A 16769-nucleotide genomic window follows, 5' to 3' on the forward strand; every position below is an offset into this window, starting at 1 on the left:
GGGATCCCGCCCTGCAGGCTCCCGGATTGGCGCCGACCGGCTATTCCGGCAACTTGACCACGCGCTGGTGCAGGTCCTGCAAACGGCGTACCGCCAGCGACTCACCCTGCTGCATCGCCAGGGCCATGGCCTTGGCCGCGGCCAGCGTGGTGGTGTAGCACACCTGGTGGTTCTCCGCGCTGCGGCGGATATCGGCGGAATCGCGAATGGCCTGGCGCCCCTCGGTGGTATTGACCACCAGTGCAATCTCGTCGTTCTTGATCATATCGACGATATGCGGGCGCCCCTCGCTCATCTTGTTGACGGTTGTAACGGGAATATCGGCATCTTGCAAGACCCCGGCGGTACCGCGGGTAGCCACCAGCTCGAAACCGAGGCCCGCCAGGTCGCGCGCCACGCCCACCACTTCGGGCTTGTCGAAGTCGCGCACCGAGATGAACACCTTGCCGGATTCCGGCAGGGTATCGCCGGCGGCCAGCAGGCCCTTGTCGAAGGCCTCGGCGAAGGTGGCGCCCACGCCCATGACCTCGCCGGTGGATTTCATCTCCGGGCCCAGGATCGGGTCCACCTTCGGGAACTTGTTGAACGGGAATACCGACTCCTTCACGGAGAAGTAATCCGGCACGATTTCCTCGGTAAAGCCCTGCTCTTTCAGGCTGATACCGGCCTGCACGCGCGCGGCCACCTTGGCCAGGGAGGTGCCGATACACTTGGAGACGAAGGGCACGGTGCGGGAAGCGCGCGGGTTCACCTCGATCACAAAGATCTCGCCGTCCTGGTAGGCCAGCTGGGTGTTCATCAGGCCCACGACGCCCAGTTCGCGTGCCATGGCCTTCACCTGCTCGCGCATCAGGTCCTGCACATCCGCCGCCAGGCTGTAGGGCGGCAGCGAGCAGGCGGAGTCACCGGAGTGCACACCGGCCTGCTCGATATGCTGCATGATGGCGCCGATCACGACATCCTCGCCATCGGAAACCGCGTCGATGTCCACCTCGATGGCGGCATTGAGGAAGTTATCCAGCAGCACCGGTGAGTCTTCGGAGACCTCCACCGCTTCCTTCATGTAGTTCAGCAGCTCGTCTTCCTTGTAGACGATCTCCATCGCGCGGCCGCCCAGCACATAGGAGGGGCGCACCACCAGCGGGTAGCCCACTTCCTTCGCTTCACGGACAGCCTCGTTGACCGAACGCACGATGGCGTTTTTGGGCTGTTTCAGGCCCAGGCGCACGATCATCTGCTGGAAGCGCTCGCGGTCCTCGGCGCGGTCGATCTGCTCCGGTGTGGTGCCGATGATCGGCACCCCCTCGGCGGCCAGGAAGCGCGCCAGCTTCAGCGGTGTCTGGCCACCGAACTGCACGATCACGCCTTCCGGCTTTTCCTTGTGCACGATTTCCAGTACGTCTTCCAGTGTCACCGGCTCGAAGTAGAGGCGGTCGGAAGTGTCGTAGTCGGTGGAGACTGTCTCCGGGTTGCAGTTGACCATGATGGTCTCGTAACCGTCCTCGCGCATCGCCAGCGCCGCGTGCACGCAGCAGTAATCGAACTCGATGCCCTGGCCGATACGGTTGGGGCCGCCGCCGAGCACCATGATTTTCTTGTTCCCGGACGGATTCGATTCGCACTCCTCGTCGTAGGTGGAGTACATATAGGCGGTGCTGGTGGCGAACTCGGCCGCACAGGTATCCACCCGCTTGTAGGACGGGAAGACGCCCAGCTTGTGGCGGAATTCGCGCACGGTCTTCTGGCTGACACCCAGCAGGTTGGCCAGGCGCATATCGGAGAAGCCCTTGCGCTTCAGGAAGCGCATGGTGGCCGCATCGATGGCCGAGGTGGGCATCGACTTGAGCGGCTGCTCTATTTTGATCAGCTCCTCGATCTGCACCAGGAACCAGGGATCGATACCGGACAGCTCATAGACTTCCTGGACGCTCATATCCATGCGGAAGGCGTCCCCCACATACCAGATGCGCTCGGCACCGGGCACGGACAGCTCGCGGCGCAGGCGCTCCCTGGCGCCCTCTTCGTTCGGGTCGATTTTGCTTTCCAGGCCGTAGCTGCCCACTTCCAGGCCGCGCAGGGCCTTCTGCAGCGACTCCTGGAAAGTGCGGCCGATGGCCATCACCTCGCCCACGGATTTCATCTGCGTGGTCAGGCGCGCGTCCGCTTCGCCGAATTTCTCGAAGGTGAAGCGCGGGATCTTGGTGACCACGTAATCGATGCTGGGCTCGAAGGAGGCCGGCGTCGCGCCGCCGGTGATTTCGTTCTGCAGTTCGTCCAGCGTATAGCCGACCGCCAGCTTGGCGGCTACCTTGGCGATCGGGAAACCGGTGGCCTTGGAGGCCAGCGCCGAGGAGCGGGATACCCGCGGGTTCATCTCGATCACCACCATGCGGCCGGTGTTCGGGCAGACCCCGAACTGCACGTTGGAGCCGCCGGTCTCCACGCCGATCTCGCGCAGCACCGCCAGGGAGGCGTTGCGCATCAGCTGGTATTCCTTGTCGGTCAGGGTCTGCGACGGCGCCACGGTGATGGAGTCGCCGGTGTGCACGCCCATCGGGTCAAAGTTCTCGATCGCGCAGACGATGATGCAGTTGTCGTTCTTATCGCGCACCACCTCCATCTCGTACTCTTTCCAGCCGAGCAGGGATTCGTCGATCAGCAATTCGTTGATCGGCGACAGGTCGAGGCCGCGCTTGCAGATTTCCTCGAATTCCGGCCAGTTGTAGGCCACACCGCCGCCGGAGCCACCCATGGTGAAGGACGGGCGGATGATGACCGGGAAGCCGTATTCCTCCGGCACCTTCTTCGCCTCTTCCAGGGAGTGCACGATCTTCGCGCGCGGCGTTTCCAGGCCGATGGCCTTCATCGCCTTGTCGAACAGGTCGCGATCCTCGGCCTTCTCGATCGCGTTCTTGTCGGCGCCGATCAGCTCCACGCCGAACTTTTCCAGCACGCCGTGTTTGTCCAGGTCCAGCGCGCAGTTCAGCGCGGTCTGCCCGCCCATGGTGGGCAGGATCGCATCCGGGCGCTCCTGTTCGACGATCTTGGCCACATTGCGCCACTCCACCGGTTCGATGTAGGTGGCGTCGGCCATGGCCGGGTCGGTCATGATGGTGGCGGGGTTGGAGTTCACCAGGATCACCCGGTAGCCCTCTTCCCGCAGCGCCTTACAGGCCTGCGCACCGGAATAGTCGAATTCGCAGGCCTGGCCGATGACGATGGGGCCGGCGCCGATAATCAGAATGCTTTTGATGTCTGTGCGTTTTGGCATTAGTAACTCCGGGACTCGGGACTCGGGACTCGGGACTCGGGGTCCATTCTGGTTGTCAGTGCGCGGTGGAGCTTTAACAGCATCTGGCCCACTCTGTTGCATGTGGCCAAAGTGTCATCAATTGCGTTTGGGTTTCCCAATGCCAACTCCCTACTCAGAAATAATTGGGTCTGCAATTCTGCGCAGGATCCCTGCGCCATTGAAATAAAGCGCGCGTAATCTCGCGTGCTGCCGCGGGCATTGCCCTCGGCAATATTCGACGGAATCGATACTGACGAACGTTGCAACTGAGAGCTAAGCCCATAGCGCTCCTCACGAGGAAAATCCGCCGTCAGCGAATAAACCTGCGTTGCGAGGCTCATGGCCAAACGCCACACCTCTAATTCACGAAAGTGAGATACGCTCAATGCTCCCCTCCCGAGTCCCGAGTCCCGAGTCCCGAGTCCCGAGTCCCGTTCTTCCGTACCTGCATCAGTTCGATAAAGCGGTCGAACAGCGGCGCCATGTCGTGGGGGCCCGGGCTCGCTTCCGGGTGGCCCTGGAAGCTGAAGGCCGGCCTGTCCTTCAGGCGGATCCCCTGCAGCGTGCCGTCGAACAGGGATTTGTGGGTAATTTCCACATTGTCCGGCAGCGAATCCTCGTCCACCGCAAAGCCGTGGTTCTGCGCGGTGATCATCACCTTGCCGGACGCCAGGTCCTGCACCGGGTGGTTGCCGCCGTGGTGACCGAATTTCATCTTCGCCGAGCGACCGCCCACCGCCAGGCCCAGCAACTGGTGGCCGAGACAGATACCGTAGGTGGGGATGCCCTTGTCGATAAAGGTTCTGATCGCCTCGATGGCGTAATCGCAGGGCTCGGGATCACCGGGACCGTTGGACAGGAAGATACCGTCCGGATTCAGCGCCAGCGCCTCTTCCGCTGGCGTCTGCGCCGGAACGACAGTCACGTCGCAGCCGCGGTCCACCAGCATGCGCAGGATATTGCGCTTGACGCCGTAGTCGTAGGCCACCACTTTGTAGGGCTGCTCCGGCGCCGGCCTGTGGCCCTGCCCCAGCTCCCAGGTACCCTCGTTGAAGGCGTAGTGTGTTTTGGTGGAGACCACCTTCGCCAGGTCCATGCCTTTGAGGCCGGCGAACTCGTTTGCTTGCGCCAGTGCCGCATCGCGGTCGATGCCCTCTCCGGCGACGATGCAGCCGCTCTGCGCGCCCTTGTCCCGCAGCAGGCGGGTCAGGCGACGGGTGTCGATATCGGCGATGCCGACCACGTTGCGCGAGCGGAGATAGTCATCCAGTGACTGCTCCTTGCGGAAGCTGCTGGCCAGCAGCGGCAGGTCGCGGATCACCAGTCCCGCCGCCCAGATATCCGCACACTCCTCATCCTCAGAGTTGGTACCGGTATTGCCGATATGCGGATAGGTGAGAGTGACGATCTGGCGCGCGTAAGACGGATCGGTGAGGATTTCCTGGTAGCCGGTCATCGAGGTGTTGAAGACCACTTCACCGACGGCGCTGCCGTGGGCCCCGATTGCGCGCCCTTCAAAAACACTGCCATCTGCCAGCACCAGCAGGGCCGGGGTTGTACTCTCCATAAAGTTGTGGGGCGCAGGGGACTCCGGCGTGGGGACAGTCTTAGTCAAATTGATCTCCAGTGCTTGCGGGCGTAACTTTTTGCGGGCTCCAATTGTAAAAAAGCGAGATGAAACACCTGGGCTTCATCTCGCTCTTTTCAATTCTTCACGCGCGGCTCTCACTCTGTGGCCGGCGCTTGCCGCCGGCGTTGACGGGCAGCCGTCGCCGCGACAGGAGGTCGCGAGGCCAGCCCAAACCGGGCGCAGATTCTACGCCAAACCGGCAGCCGATTCCAGTACAAATTTCCGCCGGCGCTTTCGCGGGGCGCGCTCAGCGCAGCTTGCGGCTCAGGCGGAAGAGACTGTCGCCGATCTTGAGTTCCGCCCGCTCGAGCATGGTCTTGTTCAGTTGCAGGGCCACATTGGCGCCGCTGCCGGCGAACTCCACCATGCCGCCGGTCACCGCGAAGCGGTCGGCGTCGCTGACGGTCAGCACCGGGAAGAACTCCAGCGCTCCCATGGTCTTCAACAGGTTGGCGCGCTCCATGGCGCCGAATACCAGGATCTGGCAGCTGCGCGCACGGGTTGTCTCGCCCTCTTCGACCCGCAGCAGCTCGACCCGGCGGCCACCCACGCGGTGGCGGTCGAGCCGTTCCGTCAGAGGCTCGAATAATTCCGCGCCCCCCATCACGCAGATGCGAAACGGCGCGTCGGTGCCGGTAAAGGCCGCGATCGGCCACTGCAGGTGGTGGGCGAAGTGGACGATATAGTCGACCATGACCCGGCGGCCGGCGGTGGAATCGGACAGGCGGTTCGAGGCCTGGGCCGGGGCCGCCACCAGCGCCATCAGCAATAACGGGTATACGACCAGTGATCCGGGGCGGACCGGGCAAACGCGGAAGGGGTGTTTCACCGCACGACTCCAAGCCGGTCACCGGGGCCGCGGCGCCTGGTGCCGAGCCCACTGGCCATCCCTGGCGACCAGTCACATGACATTGTCGGCCTGCGCCAGGCCGGGGTGGGAAGATGCGCCGGAATGCCTTTTCCGGCCTCACCAAAGATTAGTCGCGGTGAAAACGCTTCGCCAAGCGGGGTGGAGGCGGGCAACGCCAGCGGGCACCGGCCGGTGCCCGCCGGGAGAACAGCGGTGGCAGCGGGTTCAGCTCTCCTGTGACGCGGTATCGGCGTTGGCGGCGGCGGGCCGCCACTTCAGGGCCTTCTCGATCGACACGATCATCGAACCGGCCACATCCTTGCGCGTGGCGCTCTCGATCCCCTCCAGGCCCGGCGAGGAGTTGACCTCCAGTAGCAGCGGGCCCTTCTTCGAGCGGATGATATCCACACCGGCGACCTTGAGCCCCAGCGCCTTGGTCGCCTTGACCGCCAGGCGCTTCTCGTCCGGTGTCACCTTGACCACGGAGGCGGTGCCGCCCTGGTGGATATTGGCGCGAAATTCACCCGGTGCCGCCTCCCGCTGGATAGACGCCACCACCTTGCCGTCGATCACGAACAGGCGCAGGTCCTTGCCCTGGGCCTCGCGGATAAACTCCTGTACCAGCAGGTTGGCCTTCAGGGACTTGAAGGCGTTGATCACCGACTCGCCGGCCTTGCGGGTCTCCGCCAGTACCACGCCCCGGCCCTGGGTGCCCTCGAGCAGTTTCACGATCAGCGGCGCGCCGCCGACCATCTCGATCAGCTCGTTGGTATCCACCGGCGAGTTGGCAAAACCGGAGGTGGGAATATTCAGCCCGGCCTGCTGCAGCAACTGCAGCGAGAACAGCTTGTCGCGCGACTGGCTGATGGCCGAGGAACCGTTCAGGGCGAAGACGCCGAGACTCTCGAAGTGGCGCGTCAGGGCGCAGCCGTAGAAAGTCTGGCTGGGCCGGATACGCGGAATCACCGCATCCAGGTTGTTGAGGATGCGGCCGTCGCGGTAGTGCACTTCCGGATCGTTGGCGTCCAGTTTCATATAGCACTGGCGGATATCCAGGAAGCTCATGCGGTGGCCGCGCTCGGCACCCGCCTCCATGATGCGCTGGTTGCTGTACAGGTCGGGGTTGGACGCCAGCAGGCCGATACGCAGGCCGGTGCCGGCCATATGGTGCTCGTCCCGGTAGTACTCCTCCAGCTCGCTGGGGCGGATTTCACCGAGACAGAAGCTCTCCGACGGGTCCACCATCATGCGCCCGAGCATCGCCTCGCGCCCCAGCAGCATACGGTAGCCCATGGTGTCGCGGTTGGTCAGGGTCAGCTCGATGTCCCAGACACTGCCGCCGATGGACAGGGCGGTGCGGATCACCGGGCGCCGCTCGCTCTCGCCGGAGGAGCTGCGCACCGTACGCTTGTCCAGCAGCTTGGCCTCGCAGCGCACCGACGGGCGGCGCAGGTGCTGCAGGGGGTGGGCCTCGAAGCTCACCCAGGGGTCGCCGTCGCGCTTGAAAGTCTGGATGTTATAGGCGTGCAGCGACGAGGTCTTGGCCCCGGAATCCACTCGCGCCTTGATGGCGGGCACCCCCAGGGAGGGCAGACCGCACCACTCTTCACTGCCGACAATCAGTTTCTTTTCCAATTCGGAATCCTCGTCAGTTTTTCAGGCCCAGTACATCGCGCATATCGTAGTGGCCGGGTGTGCGTCCTTCCGCCACCAGCCACAGCGCGGCGCGCACGGCACCGCGGGCGAAGGACAGGCGGCTGCTGGCCTTGTGGGTAATCTCCACCCGTTCGCCCTCGGCCATGAACATTACCGTGTGCTCACCCACCACGTCGCCGCCGCGCACGGTGGCAAAGCCGATGGTGTCGCGCTCGCGCGCGCCTGTCTGCCCCTCGCGGCCGTAGACCGCCACCTGCGACAGGTCGCGGCCGAGGGTGTCGGCCACGACTTCCCCCATGCTGAGCGCGGTACCGGAGGGCGCATCCACCTTGTGCCGGTGGTGGGCCTCGACAATTTCGATATCGGATTCATCGCCCAGCACGCGGGCAGCGGTTTCCAGCAGATTGAAACAGAGATTCACACCGGTGGAAAAGTTGCTGGCGAGACACAGCGGCACCCGCTCCGCCTGGGCCAGCACCGCGCTTTTCTGCCGCTCGTCAAACCCGGTGGTGCCGATCACGATCGGGCGCCCTTTTCTGGCGCAGAAATCGGCGTTGTCCCGGGTCGCATCCGGCGCGGTAAAGTCGATCAACACGTCGAAGTCCGCTTGCCCGAGATCGTCGACGATCGCCAGTCCGTTGCGGCCCAGGCCCGCCACCTCACCGGCATCGGCGCCGACCAGGCTGGAGCCCCGGCGCACCACCGCCGCGGACAGCTCGGCCTGCCCGGATTGCACCACCGCCGCGGCCAGGGCGCGGCCCATGCGCCCGCCAAAGCCGGTTACCGCTATTTTTACCGCCATACTGCACTCTCCCGTCAAACCCCGATACAAAGCCGCCGATTCTACCCCCTGTGCAATCCCGTGGCATAGGATTCACTGGCACCGCGTCGGCAAAAACGGCCCGGCCCACCACCATGGAAACCAACGGACAGGAACAATTCAAGCAGAGGCCGCCGCCGATGCAATCCGGGCGAGCCCAACCCAACGGGATTTCACGGCACGAACTGCAGTATGCACTCTCTCGGACCGGTCCCGCCCTGCACATCTGCTAGCCCGGATATTTCACCAGGCCGCTTAGTATTCAGCGTAACTCTATGTTTTCGTTAATGTCTTCAGGGATCTCCGCGGGGACAGATTGTCACCGGCCAACGCTGGCCACGCCCTCGCTTGATCTCTGCACGCTCAGCACATTTTTGCGGCTAATACGTGCAATAAGCATGCATGTACGCCACAAAAATGCACTGAGCGCACAGATCTCGGCGCGATCATCGTGGCCCCTGATGAAATATCCGGGCTAGGCTTCAGATAGATGGATGATTGGAGCGCCAACCATGCAAGTATTCACTCACCCCGGCACCTTTGCCCGGCTGTTCCCCGTGCTGCTCGCCGTCAGCCTGCTGTTCTGCGCCATGCAGCTCAGGGCGGACGACGAGGGCCTCGGCGAGAACTTCTGGGAAAAATACGACGATATCGCCGACTGGCTGACCCTGCGCCTGAAGCTGACACCGGAACAGGAAAACAGCGCACTGCCGATACTGGAGCAGAACTTCGAGAAAAAGAAAGCAATGCTGAAGGAATACGGCTTCCTGAGCGGCGATATACCGACACTCGACCAAAAACAGAAAGAGGAAATCGACGCGAAGATGATCGCGATTCGCGCGGAGACGCGGGCACAGCTGGTCAGTGTGCTGGACGAGCGGCAATTGGAGGAACTGAAGAAAGTACAGCGGGAGTATCACGAGGAGTTCCGGCGCCGCTTGAAACAGCATACCGACGACGGCTGAACCGGGGCGACCAAGGGGCGAACCTTGTGTTCGCCCTGGACGAGGCGGGTAACAGCGGGAAATCGGACCACTGCGGGCCGGGCGAACACAAGGTTCGCCCCTACAGTGACTCCGGAGCGCTCCGTCCGAGTCCCGAGTCCCGAGTCCCGAGTCCCGAGTCCCGAGTCCCGAGTCCCGAGTCCCGAGTCCCGAGTCCCGAGTCCCGAGTCCCGAGTCCCGACTTACAGTTTCATATCGCCAAAGAAATTCTTCACCCCTTCAAACCAGCCGGTCTGGCGCGGTGAATTTTTCTTTTCGCTGAGCGTGCTGGAGAACTCTTCCAGCAGCTCTCTCTGCCTGCCGCTCAGGTTGACCGGGGTCTCCACCACCACGCGACACAGCAGGTCGCCGGGAGCGCCGCCACGCACCGGGGTGACGCCCTTGCCGCGCAGGCGGAACAGCTTGCCGGTCTGGCTCTCGGCCGGGATCTTCAGTTTGACCTTGCTTTCCAGTGTCGGCACTTCCAGTTCACCGCCGAGCGCGGCAGTCACAAAACTGATCGGCACCTCACAGTACAGGTTCTTGCCATCGCGCTGGAACAGCTCGTGCTCCTTGACCACCACCTGCACATACAGGTCCCCGGGCGGGCCGCCGTCCGGTCCCGCCTCACCCTCGCCGGTCAGGCGGATACGGTCGCCGGTGTCGACGCCCGGCGGCACCTTGACCGACAGGGTCTTGGTCTCCTCCACACGACCGCGACCGTGGCAGCTTCCGCAGGGATCGGTGATGATGGTGCCGCGGCCGCGACAGTTGGGGCAGGTCTGCTGCACCGAGAAGAAGCCCTGCTGCATGCGTACCTGGCCGATACCGCCGCAGGTGCCGCAGGTCTGGGGGTTGGAACCCGGCTTGGCGCCGGAGCCGTCACAGGTGCCACAGGCGGCCAGGGTGGGTACGCGGATCTTGACGTTGGTGCCGCGCACCGCGTCTTCCAGGTCCAGCTCCAGGTCATAGCGCAGGTCGGAACCCCGCGCCGGGCCGCCGCGACGGCCGCCACCGCCGCCGAAGATATCGCCAAACACATCGCCGAAGATATCGGAGAATCCACCGAAACCGCCGGCGCCACCGCCGCCCATCTGGCCCTCGACACCGGCATGGCCGAACTGGTCGTAGGCCGCCTTTTTCTGCGGGTCGGACAGGACTTCGTAGGCCTCGTTGGCCTCCTTGAACTTGTTCTCCGCTTCGGCATCATCGGGATTGCGGTCCGGGTGATATTTCATCGCCACCCGCCGGTAGGCTTTTTTCAGCTCCTTTTCATCCGCCCCCTTGGAGACGCCGAGGACTTCGTAATAATCGCGTTTGGACATATCGAGTGTGTTCTTTATTTAAGCGCTTTTTAACGGCATAAGGCGCGGCGGCTTTTCCGCAGAATTGCCACCGCGCCTTTCGAGCTATTTTGTAGGAGCCTGCCCTGCAGGCGAAAGCGAACGAGCCCTATGGATCGCTCAGTCTTTCGCCTGCAGGGCAGGCTCCTACCAAGAGGAGGTAAGCTGGCGCTTACCTTTTACTTGTCCTCTTTTTTGTCTTCCTTCACTTCCTCGAACTCGGCATCCACTGCATCGTCGCCTCCGGCTGATTGCTCGGCCTGTTCGGCGGATGCACCTTCGGCACCGCCCGCGGCCTGGGCCTGCTCGGCGTACATCTTCTGGGCCACCGGACCGGAAGCTTCGGTCAGCTTGTTGGTCGCGGCTTCCATGGCGTCCTTGTCGTTGCCCTTGACCGCTTCCTCGGCCTCCTTGATGGCTTCCTCGATGGCGGATTTCTCTTCCGCGGTGGCCTTGTCACCGGCCTCTTCGAGGGTTTTCCTGGTCGCGGAGATCAGGCCGTCGAGGGTGTTGCGGGTGGTGACCAGCTCCTCGAACTGCTTGTCCGCCTCGGCGTTGGCCTCGGCATCGGACACCATCTTGTCGATCTCTTCCTCGGACAGGCCGGAGGACGCCTTGATCACGATGGACTGCTCCTTGCCGGTGGCCTTGTCTTTGGCGTGCACGTGCAGGATACCGTTGGCATCGATATCGAAGGTCACTTCGATCTGCGGCGTGCCGCGCGGTGCCGGCGGGATATCCGCGAGGTCGAAACGGCCCAGGGACTTGTTCTGCGCCGCCTGCTTGCGCTCGCCCTGCACCACGTGAATAGTCACGGCAGTCTGGTTGTCCTCGGCGGTGGAGAAAGTCTGGGACTTCTTCGTCGGGATGGTGGTGTTCTTGTCGATCAGCGGCGTGGCCACACCGCCCATGGTCTCGATCCCCAGGGTCAGCGGGGTCACGTCCAGCAGCAGTACGTCTTTGACGTCGCCGGCCAGTACCGCACCCTGGATGGCCGCACCCATGGCAACCGCCTCATCCGGGTTGACGTCCTTGCGCGGCTCCTTGCCAAAGAAGTCGGTGACTTTCTTCTGTACCAGCGGCATGCGGGTCTGGCCGCCCACCAGGATCACTTCGTCGACGCCGGAAGCAGACAGGTCCGCGTCCGCCAGTGCGGTCTTGACCGGATCCAGGGAGCGGTCGACCAGGCCTTCCACCAGGCTCTCGAGCTTGGCGCGGGTCAGCTTGACCACCAGGTGTTTCGGGCCGGAGGCGTCCGCGGTGATGTACGGCAGGTTCACCTCGGTCTGCTGGCTGGAAGACAGCTCGATCTTGGCCTTCTCGGCGGCCTCTTTCAGGCGCTGCATGGCCAGCGGATCGCCCTTCAGGTCGATGCCCTGGTCCTTCTTGAACTCTTCCGCCAGGTAGTCGATCAGGCGCAGGTCGAAATCCTCACCGCCGAGGAAGGTGTCGCCGTTGGTGGACAGCACTTCCACCTGCATCTCGCCGTCTACGTCGGCGATCTCGATGATGGAGATATCGAAGGTACCGCCACCCAGGTCGTAGACCGCGACGGTGCGGTCGCCGCTCTGCTTGTCGAGGCCGTAGGCCAGTGCCGCCGCGGTGGGTTCGTTGATGATGCGCTTCACGTCCAGGCCGGCGATGCGGCCGGCATCCTTGGTGGCCTGGCGCTGGGAGTCGTTGAAGTAGGCCGGCACGGTGATCACCGCGGCATCGACCTTCTCACCGAGGAAGTCCTCGGCAGTCTTCTTCATTTTCTTCAGGACTTCGGCGGAGATCTGCGGCGGGGCTTTTTTATCGCCTTTCACTTCCACCCAGGCATCGCCATTGTCGGCTTCGACGATGCCGTAGGGCACCATCTTGATATCTTTCTGGACCACATCGTCCTTGAACTTGCGGCCGATCAGGCGCTTGACCGCGAACAGGGTGTTCTGCGGGTTGGTAACGGCCTGACGCTTGGCGGACTGGCCCACCAGGATCTCGTTGTCGTCGGTGAAGGCGACGATGGAGGGGGTGGTGCGATCGCCCTCTGCATTCTCGATCACGCGCGCCTTGTCACCGTCCAGTACTGCCACACAGCTGTTGGTAGTACCCAGGTCGATACCGATAATTTTGCCCATCTGTAAAATCCTCGCTTGTGTTTCGCGCCGGCCATCGGGGCCCCGCCGCGCGTTTTGCATTCGGTGATGCCAGCTATATTGGTGCCGGCCCTACAATTTCAAGGGGCTTTTTGCCCGATCCTCCGGATCTCTTGCGGAGATCTACGGAGCTTTGCTGACCACGACCATCGCCGGGCGCACCAGGCGACCGTTGAGGCGGTAGCCCTTCTGGAACACATCCAGCACGGTGTTCGGCTCCACATCGCCGTTGGGCACCTGGGTCATGGCCTGGTGCAGTTCCGGGTCGAAGGGCTCGCCGGCCGGATCCACCACTTCCACGGCGTATTTCGTCAGGGTGTCGACGAAAGACTTGTGGGTCAGCTCTATCCCCTCGACCACCGCCTTGTTGGCTTCGTCGCCGGTGTCGATGGTGGACAGCGCCCGCTCCAGGTTGTCGACCACCGGCAGCAGGTCCTGCAGCAGTTTCTCCACGGCAAACTTGTGCGCTTTTTCCACATCCTGCTGCGCGCGGCGGCGGGCGTTCTGCGCCTCGGCCTGGGCGCGCATGGCCATGTCCCGCTGAATTGCCAGCTGTTCCTGCAGCTTGACGATGTCCTCGTGCAGCGCATCGGGGCTCTCGCCGGCCTCGTGCAGGGCCTCCTCGGCCCGGTGCTGCTCCTCGGCAGTCGGTTCTTCCATCTCTGCGGAAGCCCCTTCGCCGGCGGGCGTATGCTCGTCGGTCAGGACTTCTGCCCCATCAGAGGATGCATCCCCCCGCGCTGAGGGCTTTTCTCCCTGCGCTGAGGGCTCTTCTCCCAACGCTGAGGGCTCTTCAATCTGATCTTCTTCGCTGCGCTCTTTGGCCACTGCTTTCTCCGTCGCGTCGACTGTCAGTTTCAATAAAAACTGCCCGCCAGGCGGGCACTGCCCACCTATATGGGGCCCGGACCCCACAGTTCAAGTGGTCTTTTGCCCCCCGGGGGGCGAATCCATCCCCGGACGCCCCGCTGTCACCCTGGCGCCGGGCCCTCAGGGCAGGTTAATGTGGCCCGGCACGGCTGGCTAACCCCACCCGAATACTGTATAAATAACCACTGATTCGACTGCCGGGAGCGCCCGGCCACCTACAGCAACCCCAATAACAAGGGCCACGATTCCTATGCTGCTGCACCTGTCGATCAGCCAATTCACCCTGGTGGACCAACTCGAACTGGAGTTCGGTCCCGGCACCAGCACCCTCACCGGCGAAACCGGCGCCGGCAAATCCATCACCCTGGACGCCCTGGGCCTGGCACTGGGCGACCGCGGCAACGCCGAACTGGTTCGCGCCGGTGCCAAACGCGCCGACATCCACGCCACCTTCGATATCAGCGATCACCCGGAGGCGGCCGCCTGGCTCGAAGAGCAGGAGATGGACGCCGGGCGCGAGACCATCCTGCGGCGGGTGATCGGCGCCGACGGCCGCTCGCGGGCCTATATCAACGGCCAGCCGGTGACACTGCTGCAGCTGCGCGCCCTGGGCGAGCAGTTGATCGATATCCACAGCCAGCACGAACACCAGTCGCTGCTGAAGAAGGACACCCACCGGCGCCTGCTGGACGAATTCGCCCACGCCCAGGAGCTGTCCGCCGAAACCCGCATCCACTTCAAGACTTGGCAGGACCAGCATCGCCGCTACCGCAGCCTGGCGGACAGCGCCGAGGAAACCGAGGCCCGCCGCCAGCTGCTGCAATACCAGTTGGAGGAGCTGGAGCAACTGGACCTGCAGCCGGGCGAGATAGAGGAACTGGAGAGCGAGCAGCGCCAACTGGCCAACGCCGGCCAGATCCTCAGTGGCAGCTACCAGCTGGCGGCCATGCTGAGCGGTGGCGAGGGGGATATCGCCGAGCACCTGCACCGCGCCCTGCAACTGTTGACGGCGATGCCGGAGCAGTCGCCGGCACTGGCCGAGGTGGCACAGATGCTCGACAGCGCACGCATCCAGGTGGACGAGGCGGCCGGCACCCTGTCGCGCCATATCGACCGCTTCGAGATGGATCCCGAGCGCCTGGCCGAGGTGGAGGAGCGCCTTAGCGCCATCTACCAGGCCGCGCGTAAACACCGCGTGCAGCCGCCCGAGCTGCCGGCGCTGCAGGCGCAACTGCAGGCAGAGCTGGACGATATCGGCGCGCCGGACACCCTCGACCGCCTGGCGGCCGAGTGCGAAAAACTGGAAAAAACCTTCCGTACCAGCGCCGGCAAACTCAGCAGGTTGCGGGCGAAAGCCGCTGCGCGACTGGCCGACGCCGTCAACGCGCAGCTGGCGGACCTGGCCATGCCGCACGCGAAGGTGGAGCTGGCCCTGCAGCCGCAGGAGAAGCCGACCTCCAGCGGCCTGGAGGAGGTGGAGATACTGATCGCCACCAACCCCGGCCAGCCGCCGCGCCCGCTGGGCAAGATCGCCTCCGGCGGCGAGCTGTCCCGGGTCAGCCTGGCGATCCAGGTGGTCACCGCGCAGACCTCGCGCACGCCGACGCTGGTATTTGACGAAGTGGACGTGGGTATCGGCGGCGCCACCGGCGACGTGGTCGGCCGCCTGTTGCGCCAGTTGGGCGAGCACCGCAATGGCCGCGCCGGCCAGGTGATCTGCGTGACCCACCTGGCACAGGTGGCGGCGCGCGCCCACCGCCAGTACCTGGTGGAGAAACACAGCGACGGCCAGGCCGCGTTCGTGTCACTGCGGGAATTGAAGGACGGCGAGCGCCGCGAGGAAGTGGCGCGCATGCTCGGCGGCGAGACCACCGCCCAGTCCCTGGCACACGCCGGGGAAATGCTGGAGCGCAGCTGATCGGGACTCGGGACTCCAGTAGGGTGCGCCGTGCACACCATCCTCCCAAACCTTTTCGCCGCCGGGGCCGATTCCCGCACCCGACATCCATCCGCAGCAATAGGCCGAAAATGACCGGGAACAGCGGCAAAGTTCGCCTATACTGCAGCGCCATCAGAAGTAGTGAGTTCGGCCCGATCCATGCGAAGAACGATTTTCAACACCCCCATCGTGACCCCGATACTGCGCCAGGGCGCGCGCCTGTTGCTGAGACTGCACGGCTGGCGCGTGGTCGCGGACGAGCAGGCCCTGAAGCTGAAGAAGTACGTGCTGCTGGGCGCACCGCACACCAGCAACTGGGATGGCTACTACTTTATCCTCGCCGCGCTCAAGCTCAGGGTCACCCCCCACTGGATGGGCAAGGACAAACTGTTCCGCTTCCCGCTCGGCGGCGCCATGCGCTGGTTCGGCGGTATCGCCGTGGACCGCAGCAGGGCCAACAACCTGGTGCAGGGCACCGTCGACCAGTTCAATGCGAGCGACGAACTGGTGGTGGCGGTACCGCCGGAGGGCACCCGCGGCCGCCGGGAGCGCTGGAAGACCGGTTTCTACCATATCGCCCGCGGCGCGCGGGTACCGGTGGTGTGCGGCTTCGCCAACTACGCCAGGAAGGAAGTCGGTATGGGCGCGGTGATGGAGATGGGGGAGAACCTGGTGGCGGAGTTGGAACGCCTGCGGGACTTCTACGCGGACAAGATCGGCAAGTTCCCGGAGCGCTATACGCCGCCGGCGTGATGCCGGGCGCCGGGGCCCGGCTCGGCAGGCGGGCGGGCCTGCGGCCTGCAAGCGGAGCTGGAGCTCCGCGCTCCCGGGATCACTTTTTCTTGACGTAGAGCACCAGGCTGTGGCCGGTGAGTTCGTAACCGTGCTCCTCGGCGATCTGCTCCTGCAGCCGCTCGATCTCCTCGTTGTGGAATTCGATCACCTTGCCGGTATCGGTACAGACCATGTGGTCGTGATGCTCGCCGCGGTCCAGCTCGAACACCGAGTGGCCGCCGTCGAAATTGTGGCGGATCACCAGGCCCGCGCTCTCGAACTGGGTCAACACCCGGTAGACGGTCGCCAGGCCGACGTCCTCGCCCGCCTCCAGCAGCATCTTGTAGACATCTTCGGCGCTCAGATGCGGCTCGGTGGAGCTCTCCAGCAGTTGCAGGATCTTGACCCGTGGCAGGGTGACTTTGAGGCCCGCTTTGCGCAGTTCCTGATTTTCAGTAGACATGAATAGACAAT

General features: G+C 64.0%; 13 protein-coding genes. 3 read left to right on the top strand and 10 right to left on the bottom strand.

Annotated elements, in window-relative coordinates:
- Nucleotides 1–40 precede the first annotated feature (40 nt).
- The 6 genes from carB to dapB all read right to left on the bottom strand — a co-directional run bounded on the left by carB (nt 41) and on the right by dapB (nt 8230).
- A complete protein-coding gene (gene carB, locus MWN76_RS02315) occupies nt 41–3271 on the bottom strand; it encodes a carbamoyl-phosphate synthase large subunit (RefSeq protein ID WP_250459006.1) in 3231 nt (1076 codons plus the stop codon).
- Nucleotides 3271–3648 carry a four helix bundle protein gene (locus MWN76_RS21245; RefSeq protein WP_425606583.1) on the bottom strand — a complete coding sequence of 126 codons (378 nt, stop codon included), beginning with the start codon at nt 3646–3648 and terminating at the stop codon, nt 3271–3273. The genes carB and MWN76_RS21245 overlap by 1 nt, the downstream gene beginning before the upstream one ends.
- 26 nt (nt 3649–3674) lie before the next feature.
- The gene (gene carA, locus MWN76_RS02320) at nt 3675–4859 is read right to left on the bottom strand and encodes a glutamine-hydrolyzing carbamoyl-phosphate synthase small subunit (RefSeq protein WP_250459329.1); all 1185 of its coding nucleotides are present in this window, start codon (nt 4857–4859) and stop codon (nt 3675–3677) included.
- 310 nt (nt 4860–5169) lie between these two features.
- Entirely contained in the window at nt 5170–5751 is a 582-nt protein-coding gene (locus MWN76_RS02325) for a YfiR family protein (protein ID WP_250459007.1), read from the bottom strand.
- A gap of 246 nt (nt 5752–5997) precedes the next feature.
- Complete coding sequence (rimK, locus tag MWN76_RS02330) at nt 5998–7407, bottom strand: 30S ribosomal protein S6--L-glutamate ligase (protein ID WP_425606577.1); 1410 nt, start codon at nt 7405–7407, stop codon at nt 5998–6000.
- Nucleotides 7408–7420: 13 nt separating this feature from the next.
- The gene (gene dapB, locus MWN76_RS02340) at nt 7421–8230 is read right to left on the bottom strand and encodes a 4-hydroxy-tetrahydrodipicolinate reductase (protein ID WP_250459008.1); all 810 of its coding nucleotides are present in this window, start codon (nt 8228–8230) and stop codon (nt 7421–7423) included.
- Nucleotides 8231–8760: 530 nt separating this feature from the next.
- Here dapB and MWN76_RS02345 point away from each other — a divergent pair.
- Nucleotides 8761–9213, top strand: a complete 453-nt coding sequence (locus tag MWN76_RS02345) for a hypothetical protein (RefSeq protein ID WP_250459009.1) — start codon at nt 8761–8763, stop codon at nt 9211–9213.
- 221 nt (nt 9214–9434) lie between these two features.
- On the opposite strand, the gene dnaJ is transcribed toward MWN76_RS02345, so the two are convergent.
- The 3 genes from dnaJ to grpE all read right to left on the bottom strand — a co-directional run bounded on the left by dnaJ (nt 9435) and on the right by grpE (nt 13540).
- Nucleotides 9435–10556: a molecular chaperone DnaJ gene (dnaJ, locus tag MWN76_RS02350; protein ID WP_250459010.1), complete on the bottom strand. Its 1122-nt coding sequence runs from the start codon at nt 10554–10556 to the stop codon at nt 9435–9437.
- 197 nt (nt 10557–10753) lie between these two features.
- Nucleotides 10754–12694: a molecular chaperone DnaK gene (gene dnaK, locus MWN76_RS02355; RefSeq protein ID WP_250459011.1), complete on the bottom strand. Its 1941-nt coding sequence runs from the start codon at nt 12692–12694 to the stop codon at nt 10754–10756.
- Nucleotides 12695–12835: 141 nt separating this feature from the next.
- A complete protein-coding gene (gene grpE, locus MWN76_RS02360) occupies nt 12836–13540 on the bottom strand; it encodes a nucleotide exchange factor GrpE (protein WP_425606584.1) in 705 nt (234 codons plus the stop codon).
- Nucleotides 13541–13832: 292 nt separating this feature from the next.
- Between grpE and recN the strand changes: the two genes are divergently transcribed.
- Nucleotides 13833–15500, top strand: coding sequence for a DNA repair protein RecN (gene recN / locus MWN76_RS02365; protein ID WP_250459012.1), 1668 nt, complete (start codon nt 13833–13835; stop codon nt 15498–15500).
- A 180-nt stretch (nt 15501–15680) separates the two neighbouring features.
- A complete protein-coding gene (locus tag MWN76_RS02370; RefSeq protein WP_250459014.1) occupies nt 15681–16274 on the top strand; it encodes a 1-acyl-sn-glycerol-3-phosphate acyltransferase in 594 nt (197 codons plus the stop codon).
- Nucleotides 16275–16353: 79 nt separating this feature from the next.
- Here the strand turns inward: MWN76_RS02370 and fur are convergent, their stop codons facing one another.
- A complete protein-coding gene (gene fur / locus MWN76_RS02375) occupies nt 16354–16758 on the bottom strand; it encodes a ferric iron uptake transcriptional regulator (RefSeq protein WP_250459016.1) in 405 nt (134 codons plus the stop codon).
- Between the last annotated feature and the right edge of the window lie 11 nt (nt 16759–16769).

The organism is Microbulbifer litoralis (assembly GCF_023634065.1).
Taxonomy (GTDB): domain Bacteria; phylum Pseudomonadota; class Gammaproteobacteria; order Pseudomonadales; family Cellvibrionaceae; genus Microbulbifer; species Microbulbifer litoralis.